The following is a 15,417-nucleotide window of genomic DNA, read 5'->3' as shown; positions in this document are numbered from 1 at the left end:
CTGCATACTCTTCCTATGTCTAAGGTCCTCACCTCCCTTCCCACCGGCGAGCGCGTCGGCATCGCCTTCTCCGGCGGACTCGACACCTCCGTCGCGGTCGCGTGGATGCGCGACAAGGGTGCCGTCCCGTGCACCTACACCGCCGACATCGGCCAGTACGACGAGCCCGACATCGCGTCGGTGCCCGCGCGCGCCTCGGCGTACGGCGCCGAGATCGCCCGCCTGGTCGACTGCCGTGCCGCGCTGGTCGAGGAGGGCCTGGCCGCGCTCACCTGCGGCGCCTTCCACATCCGCTCCGGCGGCCGGGCGTACTTCAACACCACGCCGCTCGGCCGCGCGGTCACCGGCACCCTGCTGGTCCGCGCGATGCTCGAGGACGACGTCCAGATCTGGGGCGACGGCTCGACCTTCAAGGGCAACGACATCGAGCGGTTCTACCGCTACGGCCTGCTGGCCAACCCGCACCTGCGCATCTACAAGCCCTGGCTCGACGCGGACTTCGTCACCGAGCTCGGCGGCCGCAAGGAGATGTCGGAGTGGCTGCTCGCCCACGGCCTCCCCTACCGCGACAGCACCGAGAAGGCCTACTCCACCGACGCCAACATCTGGGGCGCCACCCACGAGGCCAAGACCCTGGAACACCTCGACACCGGTGTCGAGACCGTCGAGCCGATCATGGGCGTGCGCTTCTGGGACCCCTCGGTGGAGATCGCCGCCGAGGACGTCACCATCGGCTTCGACCAGGGCCGCCCGGTGACGATCAACGGCAAGGAGTTCGCCTCCGCCGTGGATCTGGTGATGGAGGCCAACGCCATCGGCGGCCGGCACGGCCTGGGCATGTCCGACCAGATCGAGAACCGGATCATCGAGGCCAAGAGCCGCGGCATCTACGAGGCCCCCGGCATGGCGCTGCTGCACGCGGCGTACGAGCGCCTCGTCAACGCGATCCACAACGAGGACACCCTCGCGCAGTACCACAACGAGGGCCGGCGTCTGGGCCGCCTCATGTACGAGGGCCGCTGGCTGGACCCGCAGGCGCTGATGATCCGCGAGTCCCTCCAGCGCTGGGTCGGCGCCGCCGTCACCGGCGAGGTCACGCTGCGGCTGCGGCGCGGCGAGGACTACTCGGTCATGGACACCACCGGCCCGGCGTTCAGCTACCACCCGGACAAGCTCTCCATGGAGCGCACCGAGGACTCGGCCTTCGGCCCGGTGGACCGGATCGGCCAGCTCACCATGCGCAACCTCGACATCGCCGACTCGCGCGCCAAGCTGGAGCAGTACGCCGCGCTCGGCATCGTCGGCAACACGCACGAGACGCTCATCGGGGCCGCCCAGGCCGCCTCGACGGGCCTGATCGGTGCGATGCCGGAGGGCGGCGCCGAGGCCATCGCCTCCCGCGGCCGGTCCGAGGGCGACGACGAGCAGATGCTCGACCGCGCCGCGATGGAGTTCGGCACCGACTGACCGACTGACCGACTGACCGACTGACCGGCGGCGGCTGCCCCGCGCCGCACTGGCCCCCTTGCCGATCGGCAAGGGGGCCAGTGCGGCGTTCAGGGCCGTGCGCGCGCAGTGCTGAAGATCCGGTCCAGGTGGTGGTCGAGCACCGCGACGGCCGACTCGGGCTGCCGCTGGCCCACGAGGATGCTGGTGCCCATGGTCGCCGTCATCGCGAGCAGGCTGATGGCCTCCGTCCGCGCGTCGGCGTCCGGATCGGCCAGCCCGGACTCCTGGGCCTTCCGGATCAACCCGGTCAGCGCGTTCTCGGCGGCATCGGGATTGTCGATGAACGGCTGGGCGGCGAGGGCGTCGTCCGTCACGGACAGGATCGAGTAGGAGCTGTAGAGCAGGTGGAAGGTGCGGCTCTCCTCGTCGGTGGGCAGGGAGGCCAGGAGGATCGCCTCGATCGTCGCCCGCGGGCCGGGATCCGGGCCGACGGCGCTCAGGCGGGCCCCCACGCGGGCCGTGAAGCGGTCGGTGAGGTGCTGCAGACCGTAGAAGAGCAGCTTCTCCTTGGTCTGGAAGTAGTACTGCACGAGCCGGAGTGACACGCCGGCCTCCGCCGCCACGTCCCGCATGCCGACGGCGTGCAGCCCGCGCCGTCCGGCGACCCGGACGAGCGCCTCGGCGATCTGCGTCCGCCGCTCCTCGTGGTCCACGCGCTTCGGCATGTGTCCTGTCTCCGCCCGTCGGTGGTGGGTCGGGGGCGGTCGCCCCGGCTCTTTTTGATGATACCGCCGTACCATTTTTATGGTACGTTCGTATTACGAAGAACGGATCTTCCCGGAGGTGCCCCGTGACCCAGAACGCGACCCGACCCCGCGTGAGCCGCGACATCGGCCGCTACGTGAACGACACCCTGCGGGACAAGTACTTCGCCGCCTGCGACGTCCTCTACGCGTTGGGCGCGCCCGCCCGCTCCGAGACGGACGTGGAGACGAGCTTCGGCACCACGCACGTCTACCGCTACGGCCCCACGGACCCGGCGGCCGAGTCCCGTACGCCCGTGGTCCTGATCCACGGTTCGGGCGGCTGCTCCGCCCAGTGGTACCCCAACACCCGCGCCCTGGCCGCAGACCGTCCCGTCTACGCCCTCGACACACCCGGGGACCCCGGCCGCAGCGTCCAGCGCGAGCCCATGTGGCAGCCCGAGCGGGCGGCCCGGTGGATGGACGAGGCCCTCGACGCGCTCGGCCTGGACAAGGTGCACCTGGTCGGCTCCTCGTACGGCGGCTGGCTGGTCATCAACCAGGCCCACCTCCGGCCCGGACGGCTCGCCTCGGTCACCGCCCTCGACCCGGGCGGCCTGGAGAAGGTCGGCCTGCGCTTCTTCGTCTGGATCTTCGCCAGCCTCTTCGCCACCTACGCCCCCAAGGCGTGGCGCCCCCGCCTCGCCAAGTGGCTGGAGCAGCCGGTGATCATCGTTCCCGAACTCCGCGCGATGATCCAGGCCGGCGTGCGCGCCTTCCGGATCCGCCGCCCCGCTCCGCTGCCGCTGTCGGACGCCGAACTGGGCTCCATCCGGACGCCGTTCTACCTGATCATGGGCAAGCGCAGCCTGCTCGTGCACCCGAAGCGGCAGCTGGAGCGCGTGCCGCGCGTCATCCCGGGCGCCCGCGCCGAGATCGTCGCCGCCACCGGCCACGGACCGCAGATCGACCACCCCGACCTGGTCAACGCCCGGATGCTGGCCTTCATGGAGGACGTCGACTCCCGCAACGCGTAGGCCCCGGGCGGTCAGCGCTGGCTGAGGTCCGAGGGGGCCTCCTGGACGACCCAGCCGTTGCCGTCCGGGTCGCTGAAGGAGAGGAAGGAGTTCCAGGTGCTGCCCTTGCCGTCCTCCCAGCCCGCCTCGCCGACGTGGCGGACGGGGGAGACCTCCACCCCGCGGTCCGCCAGGGTCGCGCGGGCGGCGTCGATGTCGGTGACGCACATCTGCAGCCCGTGCAGGGTGCCCGGGGCCATGACCTTCATCCCGGGCGGCGTGGGCATCCCCTGGAGCAGGGCGATGGAGCAGCGGGAGCCGGGCGGGGTCAGCTGGATGACGCGCACTCCGGGGGCGACCTCGTCGTCGAGGTCGACGTCGAAGCCGATCTTCTCGGCGTAGAACGCCTTCGCGCGGTCCATGTCGGTGACGGGGACGGGAACGACTTCGATGGTCCAGTTCACGGGGGTCTCCTCGGGGACGTCGGTGGGTGCGGTGCGGTGAGCCTGTGGTGCGGTGCGCCCGCAGTGGGTCCACGGTTGCCGATGGCGGCCGGGTGGCGCACGTCGAAACGCCCGGAGAGCCTGACGGGGTTGTCCCGTGAACCGGTGTTCGAGCGCGTGATGGCATGATCGGGACGTGATCGCCGAACCCTCCCGTCCCGGAGCGAAGAAGTACGTCCTGTTCGACGTCGACGGCACGTTGGTCGATGCCGTGGACAACCAGCGCCGCATGTGGGGTGAATGGGCGCGGCGCCACGGGCTGGATCCCGAAGAGGTCCACCGGGTGGCACTGCGCACCCGGCCGGTGGAGACCTTCGCCGAGGTCGCGCCGGAGCACGATCCCGAGCAGTGTCTCGCCGTGCTGCACGAGCTGGAGGACGAGGACGTGCGCTCGGGCACGTACGCGGCGTTCGACGGTGCGGCCGCGCTGCTGGAGGCGCTGCCGTCCGGGTCGTGGGCGCTCGTCACGTCGAACTACGAGCACCGGGTGCGCGGGCGGTTCGCCCGGACCGGTCTGCCCGTCCCGGAGGTCGTCGTCGACGCCGCCTCCGTCGCGGAGGGCAAGCCCTCGCCGGTGCCGTACCTGCTGGCCGCCGCCCGGCTGGGGGCCGAGCCGCAGGACTGCCTGGTCGTCGAGGACGCACCCTCCGGGGTGCGTTCCGGGCTGCGCGCGGGGATGACGGTCTGGGGGGTCAACACCCCCGTGGCGGTGGACGGCGTGCACCGCCACTTCGGGAGCCTGCGCGAAGCGGCCGAGGACATCCTCGCGTTCGCCACCGCCACCGGCACCGAAACCTGCACCGGTACCGATCGGCAGGGCGAGGGCGAGGGCGCACCGGCCACGGCGGAGTGACCACGCCGCGGCCGGTGCGATCCCCGGGGCCCAGAGGCTACGCGGGGACGAAGGCCTGTCGGGCCGCGCACGTCCAGATCACCGGCCGGACCAGGCCCTGCGCGTCCTGCGCGGCACCGCCGACCCGGTCGTCGTCCGTCACGGCGAAGGCGGCGGTGAAGCGGGCCGGGGCGAGCCCGGGAAGGACCCGCATCGGACCGCTGCCGGTCCAGTACTCCGCCCGTGCCGCCGGGCTGTCCTCCGGCTTCGGCGACGCGTACGAGAATTCGGCGAGCCCGACGGAGACGTTCGTGTTCGGGCTGATCGCCTCGAAGGTTCCCCCCACGCTGCCGTGCGCCAGGGGTGCGTACACGGGCGGGCCGTCCGGCCGGTTCCACACGACGGGCACCTCGCGCCGGTCGCTCGGCTGCGGCCACTGGTATCCGGCCATCCGGCCGGAGTCGTCGATCCCATGGGTGGCGTACCTGTCGCCGGTGTCGTCCACGGGTGCCAGCACGGTGGGTGCGACGCGTGGATCGGCGGGCCAGTACAGCCCCGGGGTGACCCATGCCGACGTGCCGGGACGGGGTTCCAGTGCTCCACCACTGCCGGAGACCTGCCCGGCGTTGTTGATCCCCGACAGGCCGATGATGAGGTATCCGGCGGGCGGGGGCAGTTCGCGGCGCAGCCGCTGCCCGACCCACTCCAGGCCGATGGTGCGGTTCTGCTCCCGGTCCCAGACGCTGCCGACGATGACGCCCCGGTCGTTGACGCCGGTCGCCGTGCTTCCGCCGGGCAGCACGGTGATGGCCGGCTCCCCGTGCCGGTAGCTGAACGCCTTGTTGCCGTCGGGCGTCGACACCGACCCGACCATCAGGCCGGAGCGGTTCACGTCGGTGACCACACCGGTGCCGGACCCCTCGGGTACCGGCACCTGATGCAGCCGGGTGCCGATCCAGTAGACGGCCCGCCGGCCGGACATGCCGACGGCCAGCCGGGAGGACCCGGGCGCGATGGCGTTGACCTGGGTGCGGCGCACCCACGGGCTCGGATGAGGATCGTCCGTGTGGGGCAGGGTCTCCAGGACCTGGATGGACGGCTTGCAGGCGGCGGCACCGGCCGGAGCGGCCTGTGCGGGAGCGGCCACGACCAGCGCGGCGAGGAGGCTTCCCACCGTCGCGAGGCAGGCGTGCGTCTTCGTCGTTCTCATGAATCCCCCCGGATCGCATGTCTGAGAGTCGACTCGCAGGGGAGACATCCTCGCCCGTGCCGGACAGGGATGAAAAGACGCGATTCGGACGCCTGCGTAGGGAGGCGCGGGTACGGGTGCGTGGGGGCAGGGCGGTCTCGCCCACGCCGTGGCGAGCACCCCCGTGGTTCGCCACGGCGTGTGCGAGGCCGCCCTGGTGCGGTGCGGTGCGGTGCGGTGCGGTCAGTCGGTGGGTGAGCCGAACGACTGCGGTGTGCCCGTGGGATGGAAGCGGGCCATCCGGTTCGCCGGGACGATGGTGGGGAGCAGGAAGTTCCACAGGTCCGCGACACGGCTGTGGAGGTCCTGGCGGCGGGTGCGGACGTGCGAGGTGACCTGGATGCCCGTGAACGCTCCGACGAGGAGCGTCGACAGGGACCCCACGTCCAGCGCGGGGTGGATGTCACCGCCTTGCTGCGCCGGCGTCAGGCAGCTGCGGCAGGTGTCGATCCAGGCGTCGTAGGGGGTCGGGTCGGGGTGGGTGAAGGAGCCGAACTCGATGACCAGGCGGATGCCGGCGCGGATGCGGACGTTGGTGCGCAGTCCGTGGGCCATGTGGTGGGTCAGGTCGATGACGGTCTGCAGTCCCGGGTTCTCGGTCGCTGCAAGGTGCTCGGATACCTGGAACTGTTCGTCCATCAGCGTGCGGGCGAGTGCCTGCTTGGACGGGAAGTGGAAGTAGAGGGCTCCCTTGGTGACTCCGGCGTGCTTGACGACGTCGCTGAGGCTGGTGCCCTCGAACCCGCAGTCGTCGAACGCGACGGCCGCGCCGTCGAGGATGGCCTGACGGGTGATCTCGGCCCGTTCCTGTCTGGCCCTCGCCACGTGGTGGTCCTCCCGGGTCGGGTCGCTGTCGGTGGGGTGTCCGCTGTGGTGTGCCGTCAATGTAATCGGGTGACCTGAAAGAAAACCAGTCGGCAGGTACTTTTTTATGAGAAGGCGGAGGCGTTCGTGCTGTTGTGGTGCTCTTTGTACTGCAGTTGCGTGACGGGCGGTTGCGTCGGGAGGTGTTAACGCTCAGCGAAATCAAGCCAGTTGAATGGCCGAGAGTCGCGCGGGAGTGCAGGAGTGCGGGTGATGCGGACCAGCGGCCCGACGGCACTTCGCCACGAGGGAGGCGCCCGACCTGCTGGTGGCGGACGTACGGGCATTCTGCCGGCGGCTCCGAAGCCGTCAGCTGCCGAAGGCGGCGAGGGCCAGGCGCAGGGAGACCGCCGGGGCACCGGCGGAGGGAGCAGCCGATGTTCCCGTCGCGTAGACGGCGCGGCGGGTGAGGTCGCGGGAGGCGAACACACCGCTGCGGTAGCCCGGATCGGAGCCCGTCTTGCCCCACAGGACCGAGCCGTCGGGCAGGGGCACGGACATGAGGCCGACGCTGTAGCAGGCGGTGCCCCTGCCCGGGCCGGTGTTGCAGTTGGAGTCGTCGGCGTACGGCAGGGGCTTGCCGTCGGGGCCCTTCGGAACGGTGAACAGCTCCTCGGCCTGTGCCGGGCGCAGCAGCCGGCCGTCGAACAGGCCCGAGACGAAGCGGTCCAGGTCGCCCGTGGTGGACGTCATGCTGGAAGGCAGCCCGCCCTGCACGTTGACGTCCACGAGAGAGCCGTCGCCGTTCTGGAGGTAGCCGGGCAGGCGGGGCCCAGGAACGGGCCTGCTGCGGCCGGGCATGACGGGCTTCGTCTCCCGCATCCCCAGCGGCTTCAGGACGCGGGAGGTCACCTCGTCCTGGTAGGAGTTCCCGGTGATCTCCTCGATGAGCATGCCGGCGACGCGGTATCCGAAAGAGTTGTACTCCTGCCGGGTGCCGGGGCTGAAGTGCGGACCGGGAGCGGGCCTGCCCTCGGGGCGGAGCGTCTGCCGGATCACCTCGTCGAAGGTGAGGTAGTCGTGGCGGCGCTCGATCTCCTCGTCCGGGGAGACCCCGGGCGCCCCCTCGAAGTCGTGGGGCAGGCCGCTGCTGTGGTTGAGCAACTGCCGTACGGTGACCGGCTCGGCGAACCGGTCCTGCGGCAGCAGCCCGGGCAGGTAGTGCTGGACGCTCCGGTCGAGGTCGACGCGTCCCTCGGCGGACAGTTGGAGGAGGATCACCGCCTCCATGGGCTTGGTGATGCTGCCGATCCGGAAGTGGGCGTCGGGGCTGATCCGTCTGCCGGTGACGATGTCGCCGGAGGTGCCGCGCCACGCCTGCCCGTCCTTGTGCACCTCGGCGACTACACCGGAGGTACGGTCCTCCGGTCGTACGGCGATCGCATCGCGCAGGGCGGCACGGTCCAGCCCTCCGCCAACAGCGGCGTGCGCGGAGGCGACGCCTCCGACGGTCACGGCGGCGGTCAGTAACAGGGCGGCGGATCGGCGCAAGGGAACACTCCACTCGGACGTCGGTGATCAACTCCTCCGAGTCTGCCCACCCGCCCCACCCGCCTCCACAGGGTTCCCCCCGACCCGCCCCCGAACCCACCCCGACCCCCTCTCGGGGAATTCCCCGAGGTCTGGAAGGACCATGAGGTGAGCGCAGCGACACAGTCGGCCGCCGAGGCCGTGGAATCCCATGTACGGGCCTACTTCGAGGGCCATTCGGTCGAGGCCGTCGACGGGGTACTCGGACCGGAGCACCGCGACCTCGTGCCGGACCTCAGGGTCCTCGTCGTGGGACCCGGCCCGCGCAGCGGCGGCTGGGCGTACGTGACCGCCGGCTGCTGGTCCGCGGCACAGGAGGACGGTCAGGGGCTGGAGTTCGTCATGACCGCGGGCGTCCGCGACCGGCGGTTCGTCGAACTCATGGGGATGGTCGCCCACTACCACTGCGGGGGCCACCGCCTGGATCTGGAGCACAGCCTGCCCATCGGCGAGCCGTGGGTAGCCGGTTCGGCCTGCGACCACCTGCTCGTCAGCCTGCCGTACGCGTACGGGCCCGAGCTCGAACACTGCCCGCTCCCCGGAGGGCATGCCCGGGTGCTGTGGGCCCTGCCCGTGACGAGCGCCGAGATCGCGTTCCGGCGGCGCCACGGGCACGAGGCGCTGGAGCGGCTCCTCGACGAGGCGGGGATCGTTCCCACGGACCCGTACCGGGACTGCGCCGTATGAGGCGTGGACCCGGCCGGCCGGTCAGGGTTTCGAGGAGCCAGGGTTTCGAGGAGTCAGGGTTCGATGAGGCCGACGCGGATGGCGTAGCGGGTGAGCTCCAGGCGGTCGCGCAGGCCGAGCTTCTGCAGGAGGTTCGCGCGGTGGCGTTCGACCGTCTTGGCGCTGATCACGAGGAGGTCGCCGATCTCCTTCGAGGTGTGGCCCTCGGCGACGAGCTTGAGGATCTCCTCCTCGCGCTCCGTGATGGGCCGCGCCGGCAGGTCCTCGCCGGTGCGGGCCCGGTCGAGGTAGGTGCGGATCAGCGTGGTCTCGGCGCCCGGATAGATGAACGGCTCGTCGCGCAGGGCCGCACGGCAGGCCTCGACGAGGTCGCGGTCGGCGACCGACTTCGGGACGTAGCCGCTGGCCCCGGCTCTGAGGGCCTCGAAGAAGTACTGCTCGTTGTCGTACATGGTCAGCATCAGGATCCGCAGCCCCGGCCGCAGCCGGGAGAGCTCGCGGGCAGCCTGCAGGCCCGTCTGGCGGGGCATCGCGATGTCGAGGATGGCCAGGTCCAGGCCGGGGTCCTCACGGGCGAGGAGGACGGCGTCCGCGCCGTCGTCGGCCTCGGCGACGACGGTCAGGTCCGCTTCGGCGTCGAGGATGAGCCGTACACCGCTGCGGACGAGGGCGTGGTCGTCGGCGAGCAGGATGCGGGCCGGTGCGGTCATGAGCTGGTTCCCCCGTGTTGGTCTGCAGTGACGTTCAGGCACACATCGGTGCCGCCGCCCGGCCCGGGCCCGACGAGCAGTTCGGCGTCGATCAGCAGGACCCGTTCGCGCATCCCGCGGATCCCGGCCCCCTCCGGGGCGCCGCCGAGCCCCCGGCCGTTGTCGCGCACCAGCAGCGACGTACCGCCGCCCGGCACGGGACGCAGGTGCACCTCCACGCGGGTCGCCCCCGAGTGGCGTGCGGCGTTGGTCAGCCCCTCCTGCGCGACCCGGTACAGCACGAGTTCCGTGGCCGCGTCCAGGGCCGGCAGCCCCGGTGTGATGTGGGCACCGGCGCTCAGCCGGGACGTGGTGAACTCCGCGGCCAGCGAACGCAGCGCGCTGTGCAGGCCCAGTTCCTCCAGCACCCCCGGGCGCAGCCGCCGCGCGATGCGCCGGATCTCGTCGAGGCTCGCCCGGGTGGTCTCCTGCGCCTGGTGGAGATCGGCGCGCACCGGCTCGGGGATCCGGTCGGCGGCGTGCTTGATCTGCAGGAGGACCGCCGTCAGGGTCTGCCCGACCTCGTCGTGCAGTTCCTGCGCGATGCGCTGGCGCTCGTCCTCCAGCGCGGACAGGACCCGTCCGCTGCTCGTGGCCCGCTCCGCTTCGAGCCGGTCCAGCATCGTGTTGAAGGTCCCGGTCAGCTCGGCGATCTCACCCTGGCCCGTGACCTGCGGCCGGACACCCGGCTTGAGGAGGTCGACGGTCGCCATCGCCCGGCTCAGCCGCCCCAGCGGGGCCAGCCCGATCCGCAGCAGCACGGCGTTCAGGACGAGCATCGCGACCAGCCCGGCGACCAGCACGATCGCCTCGCCGAACAGCACCGGCGTCGACACGGTGACCGGACCGAACAGCAGCAGCACCGCGACGACGAACACGGCGGCGTTCAGCAGGAAGATCCGCCAGTACAACGACATCGCCACGCTCCTTTCCGGCCCGGTGCCCCCCGTCCCTGTGCAGCACGTGCATCAGGTCGATCACGTGCATCACGCCCACACGTCCCGCACGTCCATGGTCCCCGACCCCGGCCGTCCCGGCACGCTCCGACCTGCGGCGGAACCCACTTCCCCGCCCCATCCTCGCCAGCGGCTCCGGGCCCTGTCCATCCGTGCCGACACCCATATTCCGGACATGGCAAACATGGCAGCATGAACCCCGCCGCGCCGGTTCCGCCTGCCTGGATCCGCCGCGTGCCGCACCACCGTCACAAGGCTCACAACACGAGGGGGATGGGCTGTGCCTGCTCCACGGATGCGTACGACGCCGCTGCCCGGCATCGGCGTCCAGTACGACCTCACCACCCGCGAACACCGCAACCTGTCGGTCATCGCGCACCGGGACGGCACCCGCACGGTCAGCCTGTACCGGGCGGACGATCCGGACGCCTGCGCCGAGTCGCTGCACCTGACGGGGCCGGAGACGGCCTCGCTGATCGACGCGCTGATGCCGGCGCACCACAGCCCGAACCTCCTGCACACCACCGACCTGGGCCTGGTCGCCGAGCGCGTCGAACTCTCCGCGCACTCGCACTGGAACGGCCGCGTCCTGGGCGAGACCCGGATGCGCACCGAGACCGGCGTCTCGGTCGTGGCGGTGCTGCGGCGGGCCGAGGCCCGTCCCTCCCCGGCCCCCGACTTCCGCCTGGCCGGCGGCGACACCCTCATCCTGATCGGCACCCGCGAGGGCGTGGACGCCGCCGCGGCGATACTCGGCAGGGAGTGATCGCGTGCACTCTGCCGTCTTCCTCATCGAATTCGGAGCGATCATCCTCGGACTGGGCCTGCTGGGCCGGGTCGCGGGCCGCCTGAAGTTCTCGCCCATACCCCTGTACCTGCTCGCCGGGCTGGCCTTCGGCACCGGCGGCCTCCTGCCGCTCGGCGCGAGCGAGGAGTTCGTGGCCATCGGCGCCGAGATCGGCGTCATCCTCCTGCTGCTGATGCTGGGTCTGGAGTACACCGCCAGCGACCTCGTCTCCAACCTCAAGACCCAGTACCCCGCGGGGATCGTCGACTTCACCCTCAACGCCCTGCCCGGCGCCGCCGCGGCCCTGCTGCTGGGGTGGGGGCCGGTCGCCGCCGTCGTCCTCGCCGGCGTCACCTGGATCTCCTCCTCCGGCGTCATCGCCAAGGTCATGGGAGACCTCGGACGGCTCGGAAACCGCGAGACCCCGGTCATCCTCAGCATCCTGGTCCTCGAAGACCTGGCCATGGCCGTCTACCTCCCGATCATCACCGCCCTGCTGGCCGGAGTGAGCCTCGCGGCGGGCAGCCTCACCCTCGCCATCGCCCTCGGCGTCGCGGGCGCGGTCCTGTTCGTCGCCGTCCGCTACGGCCGGCTCATCTCCCGCTTCGTCTCCAGCGACGACCCGGAGAAGCTGCTGCTCGTGGTCCTCGGCCTGACGCTGCTGGTGGCGGGCATCGCCCAGCAGCTCCAGGTCTCCGCGGCCGTCGGCGCGTTCCTGGTCGGCATCGCCCTGTCCGGCGAGGTGGCCGAGGGCACCCACACGCTGCTCAGCCCGCTGCGGGACCTGTTCGCCGCCGTGTTCTTCGTGTTCTTCGGCCTGCACACCGACCCGGCGAGCATCCCGCCCGTGCTGCTGCCCGCGCTCGCGCTGGCGGTCGTCACCGCGGGAACGAAGATCGCCACCGGCTACTGGGCGGCCAAGCGGGCCGGTATCGGCGTCAAGGGCCGCTGGCGGGCCGGCGGCACGCTCGTGGCCCGCGGCGAGTTCTCCATCGTCATCGCCGGACTCGCCGTCACCGCCGGCATCGAACCGGCACTCGGGCCGCTCGCCACCGCCTACGTCCTCATCCTCGTCGTCATCGGGCCGCTGACCGCCCGCTACACCCAGCCCCTCGCCGCCTGGTTCGCCGAGCGCCGTCGCACGGGTGAACGGTCCGCCGACCCGGTGCCGGAAACCTCCGCGGCCCTGCCGGAACCGGCCTCCCGGGAGCGCTGAGGAAGGGCGCGACGTCCCGCCTCACGGCAGCCGTTCGCGGTCCCGGCCGGCCGTGCCGGAGCGGATCACCGCCACCGCGGCGGCGATCAGACCGGCAGCGAGGAGCAGGCCGTGGGGCAGGACGGCGCCGGCGACGGCCGCGGCGAGGGCGGCGGTCAGGGCGAGGGGCAGAACGGCCCCCGGCCGGCCCGGCCGGTTCGGCCGGGCCCGGCCCGGGCCGCGCCCGAGCACGTCCCGCGGGGCGCGGATGTCGTCTTCGCGGTGGGGCATCGCCGCTCCTCTCGTGCCCGGGCGCGCCCTCTTCGCCTCGGAGGGCATCGCGTACGGGCAACGCCGTTACCTGCGCGACCCGCCGGGGGCGAGGCCGCGGCGCGGGCGCACCCGCTCCGCCGCCGCACCCCTCCCGCAACAGGAGTGTTCCTCCGCCTCCACCATCACCTGCGTGGCCCGCCCGGCGCATCGGGCCCGGCACCCATCTTTGCGACCGGCCTCACGACCGGGCCGCCGGTACCCGCGCCGGTGCCGGCGCCTCGGCGCAGCGCAGGCGGTCGCCGGTCACCGGGGCGCCGTCGGCGATGTTGCGGTCGTAGGTGACGGTCTTGACCTGTACGGGTTCCGTCCCGACGGCGACGTCGAAGAGCGCGTCGTGGCCGGGAACGGCTTCCAGCCGGGAGCCGGGCAGCGCCGCCGCGAGGGTCGCCGCGTGCTCCTCCTGGCCCGGGGCGTACCGGATGACCGGCGGGCCGGCCGGGCGTACGGGCGGTGCCGACGGGGAGGTGTCGGTGACGACGAAACCGCCCCGGCGCAGGGCCGCGGCCACGGAGGCGTCGTCCACCCGGACCGCGACGGCCGCGGGACTGGTCGGCGCCGGCGTCTCGGCGACCGGCTGGATCCGGGTGTCGCCGGTGATCGGGCGGTCCGCTCCGAGGGCTTCCCACAGTGCGGCGGACCGGGCCTCGTCCCACACGAGGGTGGACCCGACCCCCGGCACGCGGTGGTCGAAGAGCCGGATCGGGACCGTGGCGAATTCGGTCCGGTCCGCACGCAGGCGGCCGAGCGCCCAGCCGATGCGGATCAGGTCGCCCGGCCCCGTGCGGGAGTCGGTGCGTACGGTCCTCAGCAGGGTGTGCACGGTCCGCGCCGTTCGTACGGGGCTGGCCAGCGCGCCCTCGAAGGTGAGGCGGGTCAGCAGGTCGTTGACCACCCGCTGCTGGCGGCGGACGCGGCCCAGGTCGCCGGGCCGGAGATTGACGTGCCGGGCCCGGGCGTAGCGCAGGGTGGTGTTGCCGTCGGTGTGGTGGCGGCCGGCGCCGATGTCCAGGCCGGAGTTCTCGTCCTTGAGCGGCCTGTCCGTGCACACGGTCCCGCCGCCCAGGTTGTCGATGGTCCGCTCGAAGCCCGCGAAGCCGGTCTCCAGGTAGTGGTCGACGTGCAGGCTGGTCGCCTTCTCGACGGTGGCGACCGTGAGCGGGCCGCCGCCGAGGGCGAACGCACCGTTGATCTTGCCGCTGCGCGCGGGCCCGGCGGTGCCGGCGTATTCGACGTAGGAGTCGCGCGGGATGGAGACGACGCTGGCGCGGCGCCGGTCCTCCGACAGGTGTACGAGCATCATCACGTCGGTGCAGTTGCACCCCTTGCCGCCCACGTGGAGCCGGTTCTTCTCGGCCCGGGAGAGCCCTGCGCGGCTGTCGATGCCCACGACCAGGATGTTCGTGCCGCGGCCGCCGCCGGCCGTGGCCGCGGTCTGGGCCGCTACGGTCTGCGGGTCCGCGAGGGCGCCGCAGGACAGGACGGTCACGCAGGCGAGGGCAACGGTGAGTCGTCGCAACGCAGATCTCCCCAACAGGATGAATGATCGTAAAATGCGACTTTAAGGCTCACTGGGGGAGGAATCGCCGTGTACACGCCGCATTCACCCGCCCGGCGGGTCGGCGGGCCGGCGGGTCTACTCGCCGTTCGCGGAGAAGTGCTGGTAGTCCGGGTTGCTCCAGCGGCCGCCCCACTGCCAGCCCACCGCGCGGAAGGCCGCGGTGACGGCGTCGTCCGGGTGGATCTGACCGGGCCGGGACGGGGACCGCCGCAGGTGGACGCGGGCGTCCGGGGGGTGGACGACCCCGTTGACGTCGACGTACGGATTCTCCACGGGGTTGATGTCGACCGCGTCGCCCCAGGCGTGCTGCGACAGGCGCCGGGGGTCGCCGGTGACCGGGCGGCAGTTGAAGGCGGACGTGTTGTCGTCGGCCATGGCCTGCGCGTCGTCGCGGTACTCGGCCATCACGCGCATCCGGCGGATCGGGAAGCGGGCCTCGAAGGCGCGCTCGAAGACGTGGAGGACGGGGCCGACGGCGTTCTCGTGGACGACCATCTCGCCCGCGTGGGCGCGGCCGTCGAAACCCCAGTGGTTCATCCGGATCAGCCGGAGCCGCTCCGGCGGGACCGGGCAGCCCGCCCGGTGGGAGGAGCCCAGCTTCTCCTGCGGCACGGTCGTGACGCGCGCGCTGAACCGGGCCGGCGGGTCGGGCGGCCCGGCGGGCAGCCGCGGCGGGGCCGCCTGCGTGGAGCAGGCCAGCGCGGCCGCGCACAAGGCGGTCGTCACGGCCGCTGCCGCGGTGGTGTGGCGCACGGGACAACGCTACGGCGAGCGCCGCAGGCGGGCATGCCGGGCGAGGCGACCGGCCGGACCCGTCGGAACCCCGACGGTGACGGCCGGGGGCTGCCCCCCCGCCGTCACCGTGGACAGGGCCTGCCCGGTGTCAGCCGCGGTGCTGGTGTCCGCGGCGGCCCCAGGATTCGGTGTCGATGACGTTGCCGCGGTTGTCGCGGAGGGTGGCGGTGT

Annotated in this window: 16 protein-coding genes; 6 read left to right on the top strand and 10 right to left on the bottom strand. The window is 72.3% G+C overall.

Features of this window, described 5'->3' with window-relative positions:
* Positions 1-15 precede the first annotated feature (15 nt).
* Positions 16-1,467 carry an argininosuccinate synthase gene (argG, locus tag AB0O53_RS21935; protein WP_350997985.1) on the top strand — a complete coding sequence of 484 codons (1,452 nt, stop codon included), beginning with the start codon at positions 16-18 and terminating at the stop codon, positions 1,465-1,467.
* A gap of 89 nt (positions 1,468-1,556) precedes the next feature.
* Here argG and AB0O53_RS21930 read toward each other — a convergent pair whose 3' ends face one another.
* Positions 1,557-2,174 (bottom strand): TetR/AcrR family transcriptional regulator, encoded by a 618-nt coding sequence (locus AB0O53_RS21930; protein WP_350997987.1) that lies wholly within the window; start codon positions 2,172-2,174, stop codon positions 1,557-1,559.
* A gap of 125 nt (positions 2,175-2,299) precedes the next feature.
* On the opposite strand from AB0O53_RS21930, the gene AB0O53_RS21925 reads away from it, so the two are divergent.
* Complete coding sequence (locus AB0O53_RS21925) at positions 2,300-3,229, top strand: alpha/beta fold hydrolase (protein WP_350997990.1); 930 nt, start codon at positions 2,300-2,302, stop codon at positions 3,227-3,229.
* 11 nt (positions 3,230-3,240) lie between these two features.
* Here AB0O53_RS21925 and AB0O53_RS21920 read toward each other — a convergent pair whose 3' ends face one another.
* Positions 3,241-3,672, bottom strand: a complete 432-nt coding sequence (locus AB0O53_RS21920; protein ID WP_350997993.1) for a VOC family protein — start codon at positions 3,670-3,672, stop codon at positions 3,241-3,243.
* A gap of 175 nt (positions 3,673-3,847) precedes the next feature.
* Here AB0O53_RS21920 and AB0O53_RS21915 point away from each other — a divergent pair, with 175 nt between their 5' ends.
* Complete coding sequence (locus AB0O53_RS21915; RefSeq protein ID WP_350997996.1) at positions 3,848-4,564, top strand: HAD family hydrolase; 717 nt, start codon at positions 3,848-3,850, stop codon at positions 4,562-4,564.
* Positions 4,565-4,601: 37 nt separating this feature from the next.
* Here AB0O53_RS21915 and AB0O53_RS21910 read toward each other — a convergent pair whose 3' ends face one another.
* The 3 genes from AB0O53_RS21910 to AB0O53_RS21900 form a co-directional block, all read right to left on the bottom strand.
* Positions 4,602-5,753: a hypothetical protein gene (locus AB0O53_RS21910; protein WP_350997999.1), complete on the bottom strand. Its 1,152-nt coding sequence runs from the start codon at positions 5,751-5,753 to the stop codon at positions 4,602-4,604.
* Positions 5,754-5,975: 222 nt separating this feature from the next.
* Positions 5,976-6,617, bottom strand: a complete 642-nt coding sequence (locus tag AB0O53_RS21905) for a ScbR family autoregulator-binding transcription factor (protein WP_350998001.1) — start codon at positions 6,615-6,617, stop codon at positions 5,976-5,978.
* 348 nt (positions 6,618-6,965) lie between these two features.
* Positions 6,966-8,147, bottom strand: coding sequence for a serine hydrolase domain-containing protein (locus AB0O53_RS21900; protein ID WP_365197573.1), 1,182 nt, complete (start codon positions 8,145-8,147; stop codon positions 6,966-6,968).
* A 147-nt stretch (positions 8,148-8,294) separates the two neighbouring features.
* On the opposite strand from AB0O53_RS21900, the gene AB0O53_RS21895 reads away from it, so the two are divergent.
* Entirely contained in the window at positions 8,295-8,873 is a 579-nt protein-coding gene (locus AB0O53_RS21895) for a suppressor of fused domain protein (RefSeq protein ID WP_350998005.1), read from the top strand.
* A 53-nt stretch (positions 8,874-8,926) separates the two neighbouring features.
* Here AB0O53_RS21895 and AB0O53_RS21890 read toward each other — a convergent pair whose 3' ends face one another.
* Both AB0O53_RS21890 and AB0O53_RS21885 read right to left on the bottom strand, forming a co-directional pair.
* A complete protein-coding gene (locus AB0O53_RS21890; protein ID WP_136234687.1) occupies positions 8,927-9,583 on the bottom strand; it encodes a response regulator in 657 nt (218 codons plus the stop codon).
* Positions 9,580-10,539, bottom strand: coding sequence for a HAMP domain-containing sensor histidine kinase (locus AB0O53_RS21885; RefSeq protein WP_350998008.1), 960 nt, complete (start codon positions 10,537-10,539; stop codon positions 9,580-9,582). Before AB0O53_RS21885 ends, AB0O53_RS21890 begins: the two co-directional genes overlap by 4 nt.
* 319 nt (positions 10,540-10,858) lie before the next feature.
* Here AB0O53_RS21885 and AB0O53_RS21880 point away from each other — a divergent pair, with 319 nt between their 5' ends.
* Both AB0O53_RS21880 and AB0O53_RS21875 read left to right on the top strand, forming a co-directional pair.
* Positions 10,859-11,344, top strand: coding sequence for a cation:proton antiporter regulatory subunit (locus AB0O53_RS21880; protein ID WP_199838191.1), 486 nt, complete (start codon positions 10,859-10,861; stop codon positions 11,342-11,344).
* Between the two features lie 4 nt (positions 11,345-11,348).
* A complete protein-coding gene (locus AB0O53_RS21875) occupies positions 11,349-12,581 on the top strand; it encodes a cation:proton antiporter (protein ID WP_350998012.1) in 1,233 nt (410 codons plus the stop codon).
* Positions 12,582-12,602: 21 nt separating this feature from the next.
* Here AB0O53_RS21875 and AB0O53_RS21870 read toward each other — a convergent pair whose 3' ends face one another.
* From AB0O53_RS21870 to AB0O53_RS21860, 3 genes are all read right to left on the bottom strand, one after another.
* The gene (locus tag AB0O53_RS21870) at positions 12,603-12,851 is read right to left on the bottom strand and encodes a hypothetical protein (protein WP_350998015.1); all 249 of its coding nucleotides are present in this window, start codon (positions 12,849-12,851) and stop codon (positions 12,603-12,605) included.
* Between the two features lie 220 nt (positions 12,852-13,071).
* Positions 13,072-14,409, bottom strand: a complete 1,338-nt coding sequence (locus tag AB0O53_RS21865) for an LCP family protein (RefSeq protein ID WP_365197567.1) — start codon at positions 14,407-14,409, stop codon at positions 13,072-13,074.
* A 117-nt stretch (positions 14,410-14,526) separates the two neighbouring features.
* Positions 14,527-15,204, bottom strand: coding sequence for a M15 family metallopeptidase (locus tag AB0O53_RS21860; RefSeq protein WP_350998019.1), 678 nt, complete (start codon positions 15,202-15,204; stop codon positions 14,527-14,529).
* Positions 15,205-15,417 lie beyond the last annotated feature (213 nt).

It is taken from the genome of Streptomyces erythrochromogenes, assembly GCF_040684695.1.
GTDB lineage: Bacteria > Actinomycetota > Actinomycetes > Streptomycetales > Streptomycetaceae > Streptomyces > Streptomyces erythrochromogenes_C.
The sequence above is the reverse complement of the archived record's forward strand: the minus strand, read 5'-3'. Positions and strand labels throughout refer to the sequence as shown.